We start from the raw sequence: 15700 nt of genomic DNA, 5'->3' as shown, positions 1-15700 counted from the left end.
CGACAGTAAACCTCTTACCTAAAGGGCTGAATCAACCTTGTTTTTTAACCAGAGCTTCGACGATGTTCGCCGGAGCCTCGGCATACTTGGAGAATTCCATGGAGTAGCTTGCGCGACCCTGGGACATCGAGCGAACGTCGGTCGCGTAACCGAACATCTCGCCCAGCGGCACCTCGGCGCGGATCACCTTGCCGGAAACTGTGTCTTCCATACCCTGGATCAGACCGCGACGACGGTTCAGGTCACCCATCACGTCACCCATGTAGTCCTCAGGGGTCACCACCTCGACCTTCATGATCGGCTCAAGCACCTTACCACCACCCTTCTGGGCCAGTTGCTTGGTCGCCATGGAAGCCGCGATCTTGAACGCCATCTCGTTGGAGTCGACGTCGTGGTAGGAACCATCGAACACGCTCGCCTTCAGGCCGATCAGCGGATAGCCGGCGACGACGCCGTTCTTCATCTGCTCTTCGATACCCTTCTGGATCGCCGGGATGTATTCCTTCGGAACCACACCACCCACGACTTCGTTGGTGAAGACCAGGCCTTCGGTGATGTTGCCCTTGTCGTCCACGTCCGGAGTCGAGAAGCGAATCCAGCAGTGACCGAACTGACCGCGACCACCGGACTGACGAACGAACTTACCTTCGATCTCGACGTTGTCCTTGGTGATGGTTTCGCGATAGGAAACCTGCGGCTTACCGATGTTGGCCTCGACGTTGAACTCGCGCTTCATGCGGTCAACGAGGATGTCCAGGTGCAGCTCGCCCATACCGGAAATGATGGTCTGACCGGTCTCTTCGTCGGTCTTGACGCGGAACGACGGGTCTTCCTGGGCCAGCTTGCCCAGCGCGATACCCATCTTCTCCTGGTCAGCCTTGGTCTTCGGCTCTACCGCCACCGAAATGACCGGCTCCGGGAAGTCCATGCGCTCGAGAATGATCGGCTTCTCTGGATCGCACAGGGTTTCACCAGTGGTGACATCCTTCATGCCGATCAGAGCGGCGATGTCGCCGGCGCGCACTTCCTTGATCTCTTCACGCTGGTTGGCGTGCATCTGCACCATACGACCAACGCGCTCTTTCTTGCCCTTGACGGAGTTGATGACCGACTGGCCGGACTCCAGGACACCGGAATAGACACGAACGAAGGTCAGCGTACCCACGAACGGGTCGGTAGCGATCTTGAACGCGAGAGCCGAGAACGGCTCGTTGTCGTCAGCGTGGCGCTCGTCCTTCGGAGCCGCGTCACCGTCATCGATGTGATCCGGGTGAACACCCTGGATCGCAGGAATCTCGGTCGGCGCCGGCAGAAAGTCGATGACGGCATCGAGAACCAGCGGAACACCCTTGTTCTTGAAGGAAGAACCACAGACAGCGGGAACGATCTCGCTGGCCAGGGTACGCAGACGCAGACCGGCCTTGATTTCCTCAGCCGACAGGTCGCCTTCTTCAAGGTACTTGTTCATCAGCTCTTCATTGGCCTCGGCAGCCGCCTCGACCATGTTGCTGCGCCACTCGTTCGCCAGGTCCACCAGCTCGGCAGGAATCTCTTCCTCGCGATAGGTGGTGCCCTTGTCGTCCTCGTTCCAGTAGATAGCCTTCATCTTGATCAGGTCGACCTGACCTTCGAAGTTATCTTCCGCACCAATGGCGATCTGGATCGGAACCGGGGTGTGACCCAGACGGTTCTTGATCTGACCAACGACGCGCAGGAAGTTGGCACCGGCACGGTCCATCTTGTTCACGTAGACGATACGCGGAACGCCGTACTTGTTGGCCTGACGCCATACGGTTTCGGACTGAGGCTCGACACCGGAGGTGCCGCAGAACACCACGACGGCACCGTCGAGCACGCGCAGCGAACGCTCTACTTCGATGGTGAAGTCAACGTGGCCGGGGGTGTCGATCACGTTCACGCGGTACTTGTCGTACTGGCGACGGGAACCTTCCCAGAAGGTGGTGATGGCCGCGGAGGTGATGGTGATCCCACGCTCCTGCTCCTGCACCATCCAGTCGGTGGTCGCAGCGCCGTCGTGAACCTCACCCATCTTGTGGCTCAGGCCTGTGTAAAACAGGATCCGCTCGGTCGTGGTGGTCTTGCCCGCATCGACGTGCGCACAAATACCGATGTTGCGGTAGCGGTTAATTGCTGTAGTACGAGCCATAAAGCCCTCGCAAATTGAGTGATGCGGAATTAGAAACGGTAGTGCGAGAACGCCTTGTTGGCTTCCGCCATGCGGTGCACGTCTTCACGCTTCTTGACCGCCGCGCCCTTGCCTTCGAAGGCATCCAACAGCTCGCCTGCAAGGCGCAGGGCCATGGACTTCTCGCCACGCTTGCGCGCCGCGTCCACCAGCCAGCGCATGGCCAGGGCGTTGCGACGGGAAGGACGAACTTCGACCGGAACCTGGTAAGTCGCACCACCTACGCGGCGGGACTTCACTTCGACCAGCGGAGCGATGGCGTCGAGTGCTTTTTCGAAGATTTCCAGGGGGTCGCTGTTCTTGCGGGTCTTGACGGTATCCAGGGCACCGTAAACGATGCGCTCGGCCACAGCCTTCTTGCCGCTTTCCATCACATGGTTCATGAACTTGGCGAGGATCTGACTTCCGTACATCGGATCATCGAGGATCTCACGCTTGGCTGCTACACGACGTCTTGGCATTGATAAGCCCTCAAACGGTCTTCAGGTTAGCCCGGAACGGTAACGCTCGCGTTACGCCCGACCTTACTCTTATCGACTCAAATAAATAGAAATTCTGATTACTTCGGACGCTTGGCGCCGTACTTCGAACGACCCTGCTTACGGTCCTTCACGCCGGAGGTATCCAGCGAACCGCGCACGGTGTGGTAACGGACACCCGGGAGGTCCTTTACACGACCGCCACGGATCAGCACCACGCTGTGCTCCTGCAGGTTGTGGCCTTCACCACCGATGTAGGAAGCGACTTCGTAGCCGTTGGTCAGACGAACACGGCATACCTTACGCAGTGCAGAGTTCGGTTTCTTCGGCGTGGTGGTGTACACACGGGTGCACACGCCACGACGTTGCGGGCAGTTCTGCAGCGCAGGGACGTCGCTCTTCTCGACGACGCGCTTGCGCGGCTGGCGTACCAGCTGGTTAATCGTTGCCATCTACTAGCTCCACTGTTGTCTTTCGACACAAACGAAAAATGGCAGGGCCAATGCCCCGCCAAATTAGGGGTACAAGAGTCTAAAGAGCTTCCTGTACCCCGTCAAGACAGGCTCCGTCTCCGGAGCCCGTGCTCAGTTACCGCTCGAGTTGAGCGCCTCGGTCAGCGCCGCTTCGACCTCATCGGCACTCACGCGGACCGGCTTATCCAGCTCACGGCGGCGCTTGCGCTCGCTGTGGTAGGCCAGACCGGTACCGGCCGGGATCAGGCGACCCACGACCACGTTTTCCTTCAGGCCGCGCAGGTAATCGCGCTTGCCGGTAACCGCCGCCTCGGTGAGAACGCGAGTGGTCTCCTGGAACGACGCCGCGGAGATGAACGACTCGGTCGACAGCGAGGCCTTGGTGATACCCAGCAGCACGCGCTCGTACTTGGCCAGGAAGCGGTCCTCGGTGCTCAGACGCTCGTTCTCTTCGAGCACCTGGGTCAGCTCCATCTGGTCGCCCTTGATGAAGCTCGAATCACCCACTTCCGACACCTCGACCTTGCGCAGCATCTGCCGCAGGATGGTCTCGATGTGCTTGTCGTTGATCTTCACGCCCTGCAGCCGGTACACGTCCTGGATCTCGTTGACGATGTACTTGGCCAGCGCACTGACGCCCAGCAGGCGCAGGATGTCGTGCGGGTTGCTCGGACCGTCGGAGATGACTTCGCCCTTGTTCACCTGTTCGCCTTCGAAGACGTTCAGGTGACGCCACTTCGGAATCAGCTCCTCGTACGGATCGCTGCCGTCGGTCGGGGTGATCACCAGGCGACGCTTGCCCTTGGTTTCCTTGCCGAACGAAATCGTGCCGCTGATTTCCGCCAGGATTGACGGCTCCTTCGGACGACGCGCCTCGAAGAGGTCGGCAACACGCGGCAGACCACCGGTGATGTCGCGGGTCTTCGAGGTCTCCTGCGGGATACGTGCGATAACGTCACCCACGTTGATCTCGGCACCGTCAGCCACGCCCACCAGCGCGTTGGCCGGCAGGAAGTACTGGGCCGGTACGTCGGTACCGGGCAGCAGCAGCTCCTTGCCATTGGCATCGACCATCTTGATGGCCGGGCGGATGTCCTTGCCCGAAGCCGGACGGTCCTTCGGATCCATCACCTCGATGTTGGTCAGACCGGTCAGTTCGTCGGTCTGGCGCTTGATGGTGATGTTCTCCTCCATGCCGACGAAGGTCACGATACCCTTCATTTCGGTCACGATCGGGTGGGTGTGCGGATCCCACTTGGCCACGACCGTACCGGCCTCGACCTTGTCGCCTTCCTTGATCGAAATCACCGCACCGTACGGCAGCTTGTAACGCTCACGCTCGCGACCGAAATCATCGGCGACCGCCAGTTCACCGGAACGCGACACCGCCACCAGCGCCCCGTCGGCACGCTCGACGTGCTTGAGGTTGTGCAGACGGATGGTACCGCCGTTCTTCACCAGCACGTTGTCGACAGCCGAGGTCCGGCTCGCCGCACCACCGATGTGGAACGTACGCATGGTCAGCTGTGTACCCGGCTCACCGATCGACTGGGCAGCGATGACGCCCACCGCCTCACCGATGTTGACCTGGTGACCGCGGGCCAGATCGCGCCCGTAGCACTTGGCGCAGATGCCATAGCGGGTTTCGCAGCTGATCGGCGAACGAACGACCACTTCGTCGATGCTGTTGAGCTCGATGAAATCGACCCACGTCTCGTCCACCAGGGTACCGGCGGGCACGATGACCTCGTCGGTGCCGGGCTTGAGCACGTCACGCGCGATCACACGGCCCAGAACACGCTCACCCAGCGGCTCGACCACGTCGCCACCCTCGATGTGCGGCGTCATGAACAGACCCTGTTCGGTTCCGCAATCGATCTCGGTCACGACCAGATCCTGCGCAACGTCGACCAGACGACGGGTCAGGTAACCGGAGTTCGCGGTCTTCAGTGCGGTATCCGCCAGACCTTTACGCGCACCGTGGGTGGAGATGAAGTACTGCAGTACGTTCAGACCTTCACGGAAGTTCGCGGTGATCGGCGTCTCGATGATCGAGCCGTCCGGCTTGGCCATCAGGCCGCGCATACCGGCGAGCTGGCGAATCTGGGCGGCGGAACCCCGCGCACCCGAGTCGGCCATCATGTACATCGAGTTGAAGGATTCCTGATCGACTTCCTTGCCTTCGCGATCGACGACCTTCTCCTTGGAGAGGTTCGACATCATCGCCTTGGACACTTCGTCGTTGGCCTTCGACCAGAGGTCGATCACCTTGTTGTACTTCTCGCCCTGGGTCACCAGGCCGGAGGCGTACTGGCTCTCGATCTCCTTCACTTCCTCGGTGGCGGCATCGATGATGCGCGCCTTCTCGTCAGGAATGACGAAGTCGTTCACGCCGATCGACACACCGGAGATGGTCGAGTAGGCGAAACCGGTGTACATCAGCTGGTCGGCGAAGATGACGGTGTCCTTCAGACCCACCGTGCGGTAGCACTGGTTGATCAGCTTGGAGATCGCCTTTTTCTTCATCGGCTGGTTGACCACGTCGAACGACAGGCCGGCTGGCACGACTTGGAACAACAGCGCACGGCCGACGGTGGTGTCGACGATGCGGGTGTTCTGGGTGATGCTGCCGTCACGGTCCTTGATGGTCTCGTTGATGCGCACCTTCACCCGGGCGTGCAGCGCGGCCTCACCGGCACGGAAGACGCGATCGACTTCCTGCAGGTCGGCGAACACGCGGCCTTCGCCCTTGGCGTTGATGGCTTCGCGGGTCATGTAGTACAGACCCAGAACCACGTCCTGCGACGGAACGATGATCGGCTCACCGTTGGCAGGCGACAGGATGTTGTTGGTCGACATCATCAGCGCGCGCGCTTCGAGCTGGGCTTCCAGCGTCAGCGGCACGTGCACGGCCATCTGGTCACCGTCGAAGTCGGCGTTGTACGCGGCGCAGACGAGCGGGTGCAGCTGGATCGCCTTGCCTTCGATCAGTACCGGCTCGAACGCCTGGATACCCAGGCGGTGCAGGGTCGGTGCGCGGTTGAGCAGCACGGGATGTTCGCGGATGACTTCCGCGAGCACGTCCCAGACCTCGGGCAGCTCGCGCTCGACCATCTTCTTGGCAGCCTTGATGGTGGTCGCCATGCCGCGCATTTCCAGCTTGCCGAAAATGAACGGCTTGAACAGCTCAAGGGCCATCTTCTTCGGCAGACCGCACTGGTGCAGACGCAGGGTCGGGCCGACGGTGATAACCGAACGACCGGAGTAGTCCACGCGCTTGCCGAGCAGGTTCTGACGGAAACGACCCTGCTTGCCCTTGATCATGTCGGCCAGGGACTTGAGCGGGCGCTTGTTCGAACCGGTGATGGCGCGACCACGGCGGCCGTTGTCCAGCAGCGCATCGACCGCTTCCTGCAGCATGCGCTTTTCGTTGCGCACGATGATGTCTGGCGCCGACAGATCGAGCAGGCGCTTGAGGCGGTTGTTGCGGTTGATCACGCGACGATACAGATCGTTCAGATCGGAGGTCGCGAAACGGCCGCCGTCGAGCGGAACCAGCGGACGCAGGTCCGGCGGCAGTACCGGCAGCACGGTCAGGACCATCCACTCCGGCAGGTTGCCCGAACCGTGGAAGGCTTCCATCAGTTTCAGCCGCTTGGACAGCTTCTTGATCTTGGTTTCCGAATTGGTCTGCGGGATTTCCTCGCGCAGGCGGCCAATTTCGTGCTCCAGGTCGATCTGGTTCAGCAGTTCGCGAACGGCCTCGGCACCCATGCGGGCATCGAAGTCGTCACCGAACTCTTCGAGGGCTTCGAAGTACTGCTCGTCGTTGAGCAGCTGGCCTTTTTCCAGCGTGGTCATGCCCGGATCGATGACGACGTAGCTCTCGAAATAGAGCACGCGCTCGATGTCGCGCAGGGTCATGTCCAGCAGCAGGCCGATACGGGACGGCAGCGACTTCAGGAACCAGATGTGGGCGACCGGCGAGGCTAGCTCGATGTGAGCCATGCGCTCGCGGCGCACCTTGGCCAGCGCGACTTCCACGCCGCACTTCTCACAGATCACGCCACGATGCTTGAGGCGCTTGTACTTGCCGCACAGGCACTCGTAGTCCTTGACCGGGCCAAAGATCTTGGCGCAGAACAGACCATCACGCTCAGGCTTGAAGGTACGGTAGTTGATGGTCTCGGGCTTCTTGACTTCACCAAAGGACCACGAGCGGATCATTTCCGGCGAAGCCAGACCGATACGGATCGCATCGAACTCTTCAACCTGACCCTGGTTTTTCAACAGATTCAGCAAGTCTTTCAAGGCCTTTCCTCCTCACGGACCTGCGGCGGCCGGCTTCTGGCCGGGCGCCGCATAGGCGGTGCGTGTTATTCGGTTTCCAGTTCGATGTCGATACCCAACGAGCGGATCTCTTTGATCAGCACGTTGAAGGACTCCGGCATGCCGGCTTCCATGCGGTGATCGCCGTCCACGATGTTCTTGTACATCTTGGTCCGGCCGTTCACGTCGTCCGACTTCACGGTCAGCATTTCCTGCAGGGTGTAGGCCGCGCCATAGGCTTCCAGCGCCCAGACCTCCATCTCCCCGAAACGCTGGCCACCGAACTGCGCCTTGCCGCCCAGCGGCTGCTGGGTAACCAGGCTGTAGGAACCGGTGGAACGCGCGTGCATCTTGTCGTCGACCAGGTGGTTCAGCTTGAGCATGTACATGTAGCCGACAGTGGTCGGACGCTCGAACTGGTTGCCGGTACGGCCGTCGATCAGACGCATCTGGCCGCTCTCGGGCAGGTCGGCCAGCTTCAGCATGGCCTTGATCTCGGTTTCCTTGGCGCCATCGAACACGGCCGTGGCCATCGGCACGCCGCCCTTGAGGTTCTTCGCCAGCTCGAGGATCTCGTTATCGGAGAACTCGTCGAGGTTTTCCTGACGGCCACCGATCTCGTTGTAGATCTCCTGCAGGAAGCTGCGCAGTTCGGCGATCTTGCGCTGCTCTTCGAGCATGCGATTGATCTTCTCGCCAAGCCCCTTTGCCGCGAGGCCCAGGTGAGTCTCGAGGATCTGACCGACGTTCATACGCGACGGTACGCCCAGCGGGTTCAGCACGATGTCGACCGGCGTGCCGTTGGCATCATGCGGCATGTCTTCGACCGGCATGATCACCGAGACGACACCCTTGTTACCGTGACGGCCGGCCATCTTGTCACCCGGCTGGATACGACGCTTGATCGCCAGGTACACCTTGACGATCTTCAGCACGCCCGGAGCCAGGTCATCGCCCTGCTGCAGCTTGCGCTTCTTGTCTTCGAACTTGTCGTCGAGCATCAGGCGGCGGTCGGACAGGTAGGCCTGCGCCTTTTCCAGCTGCTCGTTGAGCGCGTCCTCGGCCATGCGCAGCTTGAACCACTGACCGTGCTCGAGGCCGTCGAGGAACTCGTCACTGATGACGGTGCCTTTCTTCAGGCCCGCACCGCCTTCGGCCGTTGCGCCGACCAGGGCCGAGCGCAGACGCTCGAAGGTCGCGCCCTCGACGATGCGGAACTCCTCGTTGAGGTCCTTGCGGATTTCGTCGAGCTGCATCTTCTCGATGGCCAACGCTCGCGAGTCGCGCTCGACGCCGTCACGGGTGAAGACCTGGACGTCGATGACGGTGCCCTTGGTGCCGGTCGGCACGCGCAGGGAGGTGTCCTTCACGTCGCTGGCCTTCTCGCCGAAGATCGCCCGCAGCAGTTTCTCTTCCGGCGTCAGCTGGGTTTCACCTTTCGGCGTGACCTTGCCGACCAGGATGTCGCCGGCGCCGACCTCGGCACCCACGTACACGATGCCCGCCTCGTCCAATTTGTTCAGCGCCGCCTCACCCACGTTCGGGATGTCCGCGGTGATTTCCTCTGGACCGAGCTTGGTGTCGCGCGAGACGCAGGTCAGTTCCTGAATGTGGATCGTGGTGAAACGATCTTCCTGGACCACACGCTCCGACAGCAGGATGGAGTCTTCGAAGTTGTAGCCGTTCCAGGGCATGAACGCGACGCGCATGTTCTGCCCGAGCGCGAGCTCACCCATGTCGGTGGACGGACCGTCGGCCATGATGTCACCGCGCGCCACCACGTCACCCTTGTTCACCAGCGGACGCTGGTTGATGCAGGTGTTCTGGTTGGAACGGGTGTACTTGGTCAGGTTGTAGATGTCGACACCCGCTTCGCCGGTCTCGACCTCGGCGTCATTGACGCGCACCACGATGCGGCTGGCATCGACCGAGTCGATCACGCCGCCACGGCGGGCCACGACGCAGACGCCGGAGTCGCGCGCCACGTTGCGTTCCATGCCGGTACCCACGAGCGGCTTGTCCGAACGCAGGGTCGGTACGGCCTGACGCTGCATGTTCGAGCCCATCAGGGCGCGGTTGGCGTCGTCGTGTTCGAGGAACGGGATCAGCGACGCGGCGACGGACACGACCTGCTTGGGCGATACGTCCATCAGGGTGACGTCTTCCGGCGCCTTGACGGTGAACTCGTTCTGATGACGCACGGCCACCAGCTCGTCGACCAGCTTGCGGCCTTCGAGCTTGGCGCTGGCCTGAGCGATCACGTGGTCGGCTTCCTCGATCGCGGAAAGGAACACGATGTCGTCGGTGACTTCACCATCCTTGATCACACGGTACGGGCTCTCGAGGAAGCCGTACTGGTTGGTCCGCGCATAGGCGGCCAGCGAGTTGATCAGGCCGATGTTCGGACCTTCAGGAGTTTCGATCGGACATACGCGACCGTAATGGGTCGGGTGCACGTCGCGCACTTCGAAGCCTGCGCGCTCACGGGTCAGACCACCCGGGCCGAGCGCAGAAACGCGGCGCTTGTGGGTGATTTCCGAAAGCGGGTTGTTCTGGTCCATGAACTGCGACAGCTGGCTGGAACCGAAGAACTCCTTCACCGCCGCCGCGACCGGCTTGGCGTTGATCAGGTCCTGCGGCATCAGGCCTTCGCTTTCGGCCATCGACAGACGTTCCTTGACCGCGCGTTCGACACGCACCAGACCTACTCGGAACTGGTTCTCGGCCATTTCGCCGACGCAACGCACACGGCGGTTGCCGAGATGGTCGATATCGTCCACCACGCCCTTGCCGTTACGAATGTCGACCAGGGTCTTGAGCACCGCAACGATGTCTTCGCGCGACAGAACGCCGGGACCTTCGATCTCGGTACGACCAATACGACGGTTGAACTTCATCCGGCCAACGGCGGACAGGTCGTAACGCTCGGCGCTGAAGAACAGGTTGTTGAACAGCGTTTCGGCGGCGTCCTTGGTTGGCGGCTCGCCGGGACGCATCATGCGATAGATTTCGACCAGCGCTTCGAGCTGATTGGCCGTCGAGTCGATCTTCAGCGTATCGGAGATGAACGGACCGCAATCGATATCGTTGGTGTAGAGCGTCTCGAAACGCACCACCTGGGCCTTGACGATCTTGGCCAGCACTTCGACGGTCAGCTCGGTGTTGCACTCGGCGATGATTTCGCCGGTAGCCGGGTGCACGATCGCCTTCGCAGTGGTGCGACCCAGTACGTAGTCCATCGGCATTTCCAGCTCTTTGATGCCGGACTTGTCGAGCTGATTGATGTGGCGGGCCGTGATGCGGCGACCTTGCTCGACGATGACCTTGCCACTCTGGTCCTTGATGTCGAAGGTCGCGATCTCGCCACGCAGGCGCTGGGGAACCAGCTCCAGCGAGAGGGTCTCACCCTTCACATGGAAGACGTTGGTGTCATAGAAGGCGTCGAGGATTTCCTCGGTGGCGTAGCCGAGCGCGCGCAGCAGCACCGAAGCCGGCAGCTTGCGACGACGGTCGATACGAACGAACACGGCGTCCTTCGGATCGAACTCGAAGTCCAGCCAGGAACCGCGGTAGGGAATGATGCGCGCGGAGTACAGCAGCTTGCCCGAGCTGTGGGTCTTGCCACGGTCGTGATCGAAGAACACGCCAGGCGAACGGTGCAGCTGGGAGACGATGACACGCTCGGTACCGTTGATGATGAAGGTACCGTTCTCGGTCATCAGGGGGATTTCCCCCATGTAGACTTCCTGCTCCTTGATGTCCTTGATCGCTTTGTTCGACGACTCTTTGTCGAAAATGATCAGGCGCACTTTAACCCGCAGCGGAACCGCGAAGGTCACGCCGCGCAGAACGCACTCCTTGACATCGAATGCCGGATCGCCGAGGCGATAGCCGACGTATTCCAGCGCTGCATTGCCGGAATAGCTGATAATCGGGAAAACGGATTTGAAGGCCGCATGCAAGCCGACGTCGCGGAACTGATCTTTGGTCGCTCCCGCCTGCAGGAATTCGCGATACGAATCCAGCTGGATGGCCAAAAGATACGGCACATCCATCACGTGCGGTAACTTGCTAAAGTCCTTGCGGATACGTTTTTTCTCAGTGTATGAGTAAGCCATCAGCGTTCCCCAGCTTGGTCACCTGCTTGTTTGGCCTCTCCCGGCGGGAGTGGCCAGAAAATCGTGCGAATCCAGTGATCCGCGGCACCCAGCGGGTGCTTGTTCCACTATCAGGCCTGCCGACAGGCTGCCTATAACGGAAAAAGGCCGGTGGCAAAAGCCACCAGCCATCAGCCTTACGCGAGTCGCTCAGGCTGTAGACGCAAGGTCGTCGCTTACTTGAGCTCGACTTTGGCGCCAGCTTCTTCCAGGGACTTCTTGGCCGCTTCGGCCTCTTCCTTGGATACGCCTTCCTTGACCACGCCCGGGGCGCCGTCAACGACGGCCTTGGCTTCCTTCAGACCCAGACCGGTCAGCTCGCGAACGGCCTTGATCACGTTCACCTTCTTGTCGCCAGCCTCGGCCAGGACGATGGTGAATTCGGTCTGCTCTTCAACCACGGCAGCAGCAGCGGCAGGGCCGGCAGCAGCAGCGGCAGCGGCGGTAACGCCGAACTTCTCTTCCATCGCCTTGATCAGTTCAACGATCTGCATGACGGACATTTCGGATACGGCGTTGATGATATCTTCGTTGGTCAGAGCCATGACTCTAGTTCCTGTAAGGTAGGGACGGCCTGCGGCCATCAAAAATCAAAAAGTGAAAAGCGGTACTGCGCCTCAGGCGGCAGCGGCCTCTTTCTGGTCGCGAACGGCTGCCAGAGTACGAGCCAGCTTGCTGGTAGCGCCCTGAATCACGCTCATCAGCTGGGAAACGGCTTCGTCGTAAGTCGGCAGAGTTGCCAGCACGTCGATCTGGTTGGCTGCAATGAGCTGACCTTCGAACGCAGCGGCCTTGATCTCGAACTTGTCCTGACCCTTGGAGAATTCCTTGAAGATACGAGCGGCAGCGCCCGGATGTTCATTGGAAAACGCAATCAGGGTCGGGCCTTTGAACGCATCGTTGAGGACATCGAACTGAGTGCCTTCAACGGCGCGGCGCAGCAGGGTGTTACGTACGACACGTACGTATACGCCAGCTTCGCGGGCCTCTTTACGGAGTCCGGTCATGGCCCCTACGGTCACGCCACGGGCATCAGCCACGACAGCGGACAGGGCAGACTTGGCAGCCTCGTTGACTTCAGCGACGATGGCCTTCTTGTCTTCGAGTTTGATTGCCACGGGATTTACTCCTGGATGTTACCGATACATCCGGTCGAAACCGGACGGTGATTGGTGTCTGATTCGGTACGAATCGGGAGCACCTCTGCGTAGGCTCGAAGATCGCTCTTCGGGTTTAAGACTCGCGCCGCCTACGGTCTTGGATAGCCCCCGCCAGGCAGGGACCCCAAACTTGCCGGCCTGCCGAGGCAGGCCTTGTTCATTACGCCTCGAGGGACGCCTGATCGATGACCAGACCAGGACCCATGGTGGTGCTCAGGGTCACGCGCTTGACGTAGATACCCTTGGAAGTCGACGGCTTCAGACGCTTGAGGTCTGCCAGCAGGGCTTCGACGTTCTGCTTGAGCTGACCCGCCTCGAAGCCGACCTTGCCCACGGAGGTGTGGATGATGCCGTTCTTGTCGGTACGGAAGCGCACCTGACCAGCCTTGGCATTCTTGACCGCGGTCGCAACGTCCGGAGTCACGGTGCCGACCTTCGGGTTCGGCATCAAGCCGCGAGGACCGAGGATCTGGCCCAGCTGACCGACAACGCGCATCGCATCCGGAGAGGCGATCACGACGTCATAGTTCAGATCGCCACCTTTCATTTCGGCAGCCAGCTCATCCATGCCAACGCGATCGGCACCGGCAGCCAGCGCCGCCTCGGCAGCGGGACCCTGGGTGAACACAGCGACGCGCACGGACTTGCCAGTGCCGTTCGGCAGAACGGTAGCGCCACGAACGACCTGGTCGGATTTACGCGGATCAACACCAAGGTTGATAGCGATATCGAAGGATTCGGTGAACTTCACGGCAGAGATCTCTGCCAGCAGCGAAGCGGCCTCTTCGAACCCGTACTGCTTGCCGGCTTCTACTTTCTCGGCAATCGCCTTCTGGCGCTTGGTCAACTTAGCCATTACACACCCTCCACGTTCAGGCCCATGCTGCGCGCGGAGCCGGCGATGGTACGCACGGCAGCCTCGAGATCAGCAGCGGTAAGATCAGCATTCTTGGTCTTCGCGATCTCTTCGAGCTGAGCGCGGGTGACAGTGCCAACCTTCTGGGTGTTGGGACGAGCGGAGCCGCTGGTGATGCCGGCAGCTTTCTTCAGCAGAACGGCCGCAGGCGTGCTCTTGGTCTCGAACGTGAAGCTGCGATCACTGTATACAGTGATGATCACAGGCGTTGGCAGACCGGGCTCCTGGCCTTGGGTACGCGCGTTGAACGCCTTGCAGAACTCCATGATGTTCACGCCGTGCTGACCCAGCGCAGGACCAACTGGCGGCGACGGGTTGGCCTGACCGGCCTTAACCTGAAGCTTGATATAAGCTTGAATCTTCTTAGCCATAGCTACTCCGTTATGGGTGATAGCGCCTTTCGGCTCCCCAGACTTATCTATTTATCCCAGTGACAACAAAACCCCGCAGCAAACAGCTGCGGGGTGCGGGATGCCTTCCCAACTAGGCCTTTTCGACCTGGCTGAACTCCAGCTCAACCGGAGTTGAACGACCGAAAATGAGCACAGCGACCTGGATCCGGCTCTTTTCGTAATTGACTTCTTCGACGACACCATTGAAGTCGGCGAATGGACCGTCCGTAACGCGAACGACCTCACCCGGCTCGAACAGCGTCTTAGGCTTGGGCTTGTCACCGCTATCGGCAACGCGACGCAAAATCGCCTCAGCCTCTTTATCGGTGATTGGAGCCGGCTTGTCGGCCGTACCACCGATAAAGCCCATGACACGAGGCGTATCCTTGACCAGGTGCCAGGTGCCTTCGTTCATATCCATCTGCACGAGCACGTAACCCGGAAAGAACTTGCGCTCACTCTTGCGCTTCTGACCGTTACGCATCTCGACCACTTCTTCAGTGGGAACGAGGATCTCGCCGAACTCATCATCCATTCCGGCAAGCTTGACGCGCTCGATCAATGAACGCATCACATGCTTCTCGTAACCCGAGTAAGCATGCACGACATACCAGCGCTTAGCCACGAGCCACCCTTAACCTACGACCATAGAAACCAGCCAACCGAGCAGGGTATCGAGCCCCCACAACAGCAGCGCCATCACCAGCACGACAGCCACGACGATGAGCGTGGTCTGCGTAGTTTCCTGGCGGGTCGGCCAAACGACCTTACGGATCTCGACACGCGCCTCCTTCGCCAACGCGAAGAACGAACGCCCTTTGGCGGTCTGCAGAGCAATCAGCGCAGCAACCACTGCAACCACCAGCAGCGCCATGACCCTGTAGAGGATCGGCTCAGCCGAGTAATACTGATTACCTACAACGGCAACGACTACCAAAGCAGCCACAACCAGCCACTTCACCAGATCGAAGCGCGAGCCCGTGACCTCTGCCTTGACATTCATCTGCGAGAACCCTGTAAAGACTGCCAGTTTCGATATTGAAAATGGCAGGCCAGGAGGGAATCGAACCCCCAACCTGCGGTTTTGGAGACCGCCGCTCTGCCAATTGAGCTACTGGCCTATAAAGAGTCAGGCCGACCATTATGCCGGCCCGAACAGATCAGATCAATCGATTATTCGAAGATCTTGGCAACCACGCCGGCACCAACGGTACGGCCACCTTCGCGAATCGCGAAGCGCAGACCGTCTTCCATGGCGATCGGAGCGATCAGGGTGACAACCATTTTCACGTTGTCGCCCGGCATTACCATCTCGACGCCTTCCGGCAGTTCGCAGTTACCGGTCACGTCAGTGGTCCGGAAGTAGAACTGCGGACGGTAGCCCTTGAAGAACGGGGTGTGACGACCGCCTTCTTCCTTGCTCAGCACGTACACTTCAGCTTCGAACTTGGTGTGCGGCTTGATGGTGCCCGGCTTGGCCAGTACCTGGCCACGCTCGACGTCTTCACGCTTGGTGCCGCGCAGCAGGATACCGACGTTCTCACCGGCACGACCTTCGTCGAGCAGCTTGCGGAACATTTCGACACCG

General features: G+C 60.4%; 12 protein-coding genes and 1 tRNA gene. All 13 read right to left on the bottom strand.

The features are described from left to right. Positions 1-31 precede the first annotated feature (31 nt). Entirely contained in the window at positions 32-2167 is a 2136-nt protein-coding gene (fusA, locus tag DN824_RS21680) for an elongation factor G (protein WP_138410393.1), read from the bottom strand. Between the two features lie 29 nt (positions 2168-2196). Continuing rightward, a complete protein-coding gene (gene rpsG, locus DN824_RS21675; protein ID WP_138410392.1) occupies positions 2197-2667 on the bottom strand; it encodes a 30S ribosomal protein S7 in 471 nt (156 codons plus the stop codon). Positions 2668-2765: 98 nt separating this feature from the next. Beyond that, positions 2766-3137 carry a 30S ribosomal protein S12 gene (gene rpsL / locus DN824_RS21670; RefSeq protein ID WP_003280832.1) on the bottom strand — a complete coding sequence of 124 codons (372 nt, stop codon included), beginning with the start codon at positions 3135-3137 and terminating at the stop codon, positions 2766-2768. 132 nt (positions 3138-3269) lie between these two features. Continuing rightward, on the bottom strand, positions 3270-7469 hold the full coding sequence (gene rpoC, locus DN824_RS21665; protein ID WP_138410391.1) for a DNA-directed RNA polymerase subunit beta': 4200 nt from the start codon (positions 7467-7469) through the stop codon (positions 3270-3272). 65 nt (positions 7470-7534) lie between these two features. Next, entirely contained in the window at positions 7535-11605 is a 4071-nt protein-coding gene (rpoB, locus tag DN824_RS21660) for a DNA-directed RNA polymerase subunit beta (RefSeq protein WP_138410390.1), read from the bottom strand. A 215-nt stretch (positions 11606-11820) separates the two neighbouring features. Next, positions 11821-12189 (bottom strand): 50S ribosomal protein L7/L12, encoded by a 369-nt coding sequence (gene rplL, locus DN824_RS21655; protein WP_138410389.1) that lies wholly within the window; start codon positions 12187-12189, stop codon positions 11821-11823. Positions 12190-12261: 72 nt separating this feature from the next. After that, the gene (gene rplJ, locus DN824_RS21650; protein WP_138410388.1) at positions 12262-12762 is read right to left on the bottom strand and encodes a 50S ribosomal protein L10; all 501 of its coding nucleotides are present in this window, start codon (positions 12760-12762) and stop codon (positions 12262-12264) included. A gap of 202 nt (positions 12763-12964) precedes the next feature. Then, on the bottom strand, positions 12965-13660 hold the full coding sequence (rplA, locus tag DN824_RS21645) for a 50S ribosomal protein L1 (protein ID WP_138410387.1): 696 nt from the start codon (positions 13658-13660) through the stop codon (positions 12965-12967). Then, complete coding sequence (gene rplK / locus DN824_RS21640) at positions 13660-14091, bottom strand: 50S ribosomal protein L11 (protein ID WP_041110223.1); 432 nt, start codon at positions 14089-14091, stop codon at positions 13660-13662. The genes rplA and rplK overlap by 1 nt, the downstream gene beginning before the upstream one ends. A gap of 112 nt (positions 14092-14203) precedes the next feature. Beyond that, complete coding sequence (gene nusG, locus DN824_RS21635) at positions 14204-14737, bottom strand: transcription termination/antitermination protein NusG (protein ID WP_138410386.1); 534 nt, start codon at positions 14735-14737, stop codon at positions 14204-14206. Between the two features lie 9 nt (positions 14738-14746). Then, the gene (secE, locus tag DN824_RS21630; RefSeq protein ID WP_138410385.1) at positions 14747-15115 is read right to left on the bottom strand and encodes a preprotein translocase subunit SecE; all 369 of its coding nucleotides are present in this window, start codon (positions 15113-15115) and stop codon (positions 14747-14749) included. A gap of 42 nt (positions 15116-15157) precedes the next feature. Further along, a tRNA-Trp gene (locus tag DN824_RS21625) sits at positions 15158-15233 on the bottom strand. A gap of 52 nt (positions 15234-15285) precedes the next feature. Beyond that, the coding region (locus tag DN824_RS21620; protein WP_349751581.1) for an EF-Tu C-terminal domain-related protein at positions 15286-15700 on the bottom strand (415 nt) is incomplete at its 5' end.

This window comes from Stutzerimonas nosocomialis, from assembly GCF_005876855.1.
Classification (GTDB): domain Bacteria; phylum Pseudomonadota; class Gammaproteobacteria; order Pseudomonadales; family Pseudomonadaceae; genus Stutzerimonas; species Stutzerimonas nosocomialis.
This window is presented reverse-complemented; position numbering and strand designations above follow the sequence as displayed.

What these genes read in the sequence shown, in the direction of transcription:
- rplA (WP_138410387.1), bottom strand. Translation starts at nt 13,660, where the DNA reads ATGGCTAAGTTGACCAAGCGCCAGAAGGCGATTGCCGAGAAAGTAGAA.
- secE (WP_138410385.1), bottom strand. Translation starts at nt 15,115, where the DNA reads ATGAATGTCAAGGCAGAGGTCACGGGCTCGCGCTTCGATCTGGTGAAG.
- rplL (WP_138410389.1), bottom strand. Translation starts at nt 12,189, where the DNA reads ATGGCTCTGACCAACGAAGATATCATCAACGCCGTATCCGAAATGTCC.
- rpsL (WP_003280832.1), bottom strand. Translation starts at nt 3,137, where the DNA reads ATGGCAACGATTAACCAGCTGGTACGCCAGCCGCGCAAGCGCGTCGTC.
- rplK (WP_041110223.1), bottom strand. Translation starts at nt 14,091, where the DNA reads ATGGCTAAGAAGATTCAAGCTTATATCAAGCTTCAGGTTAAGGCCGGT.
- rpsG (WP_138410392.1), bottom strand. Translation starts at nt 2,667, where the DNA reads ATGCCAAGACGTCGTGTAGCAGCCAAGCGTGAGATCCTCGATGATCCG.
- rpoB (WP_138410390.1), bottom strand. Translation starts at nt 11,605, where the DNA reads ATGGCTTACTCATACACTGAGAAAAAACGTATCCGCAAGGACTTTAGC.
- fusA (WP_138410393.1), bottom strand. Translation starts at nt 2,167, where the DNA reads ATGGCTCGTACTACAGCAATTAACCGCTACCGCAACATCGGTATTTGT.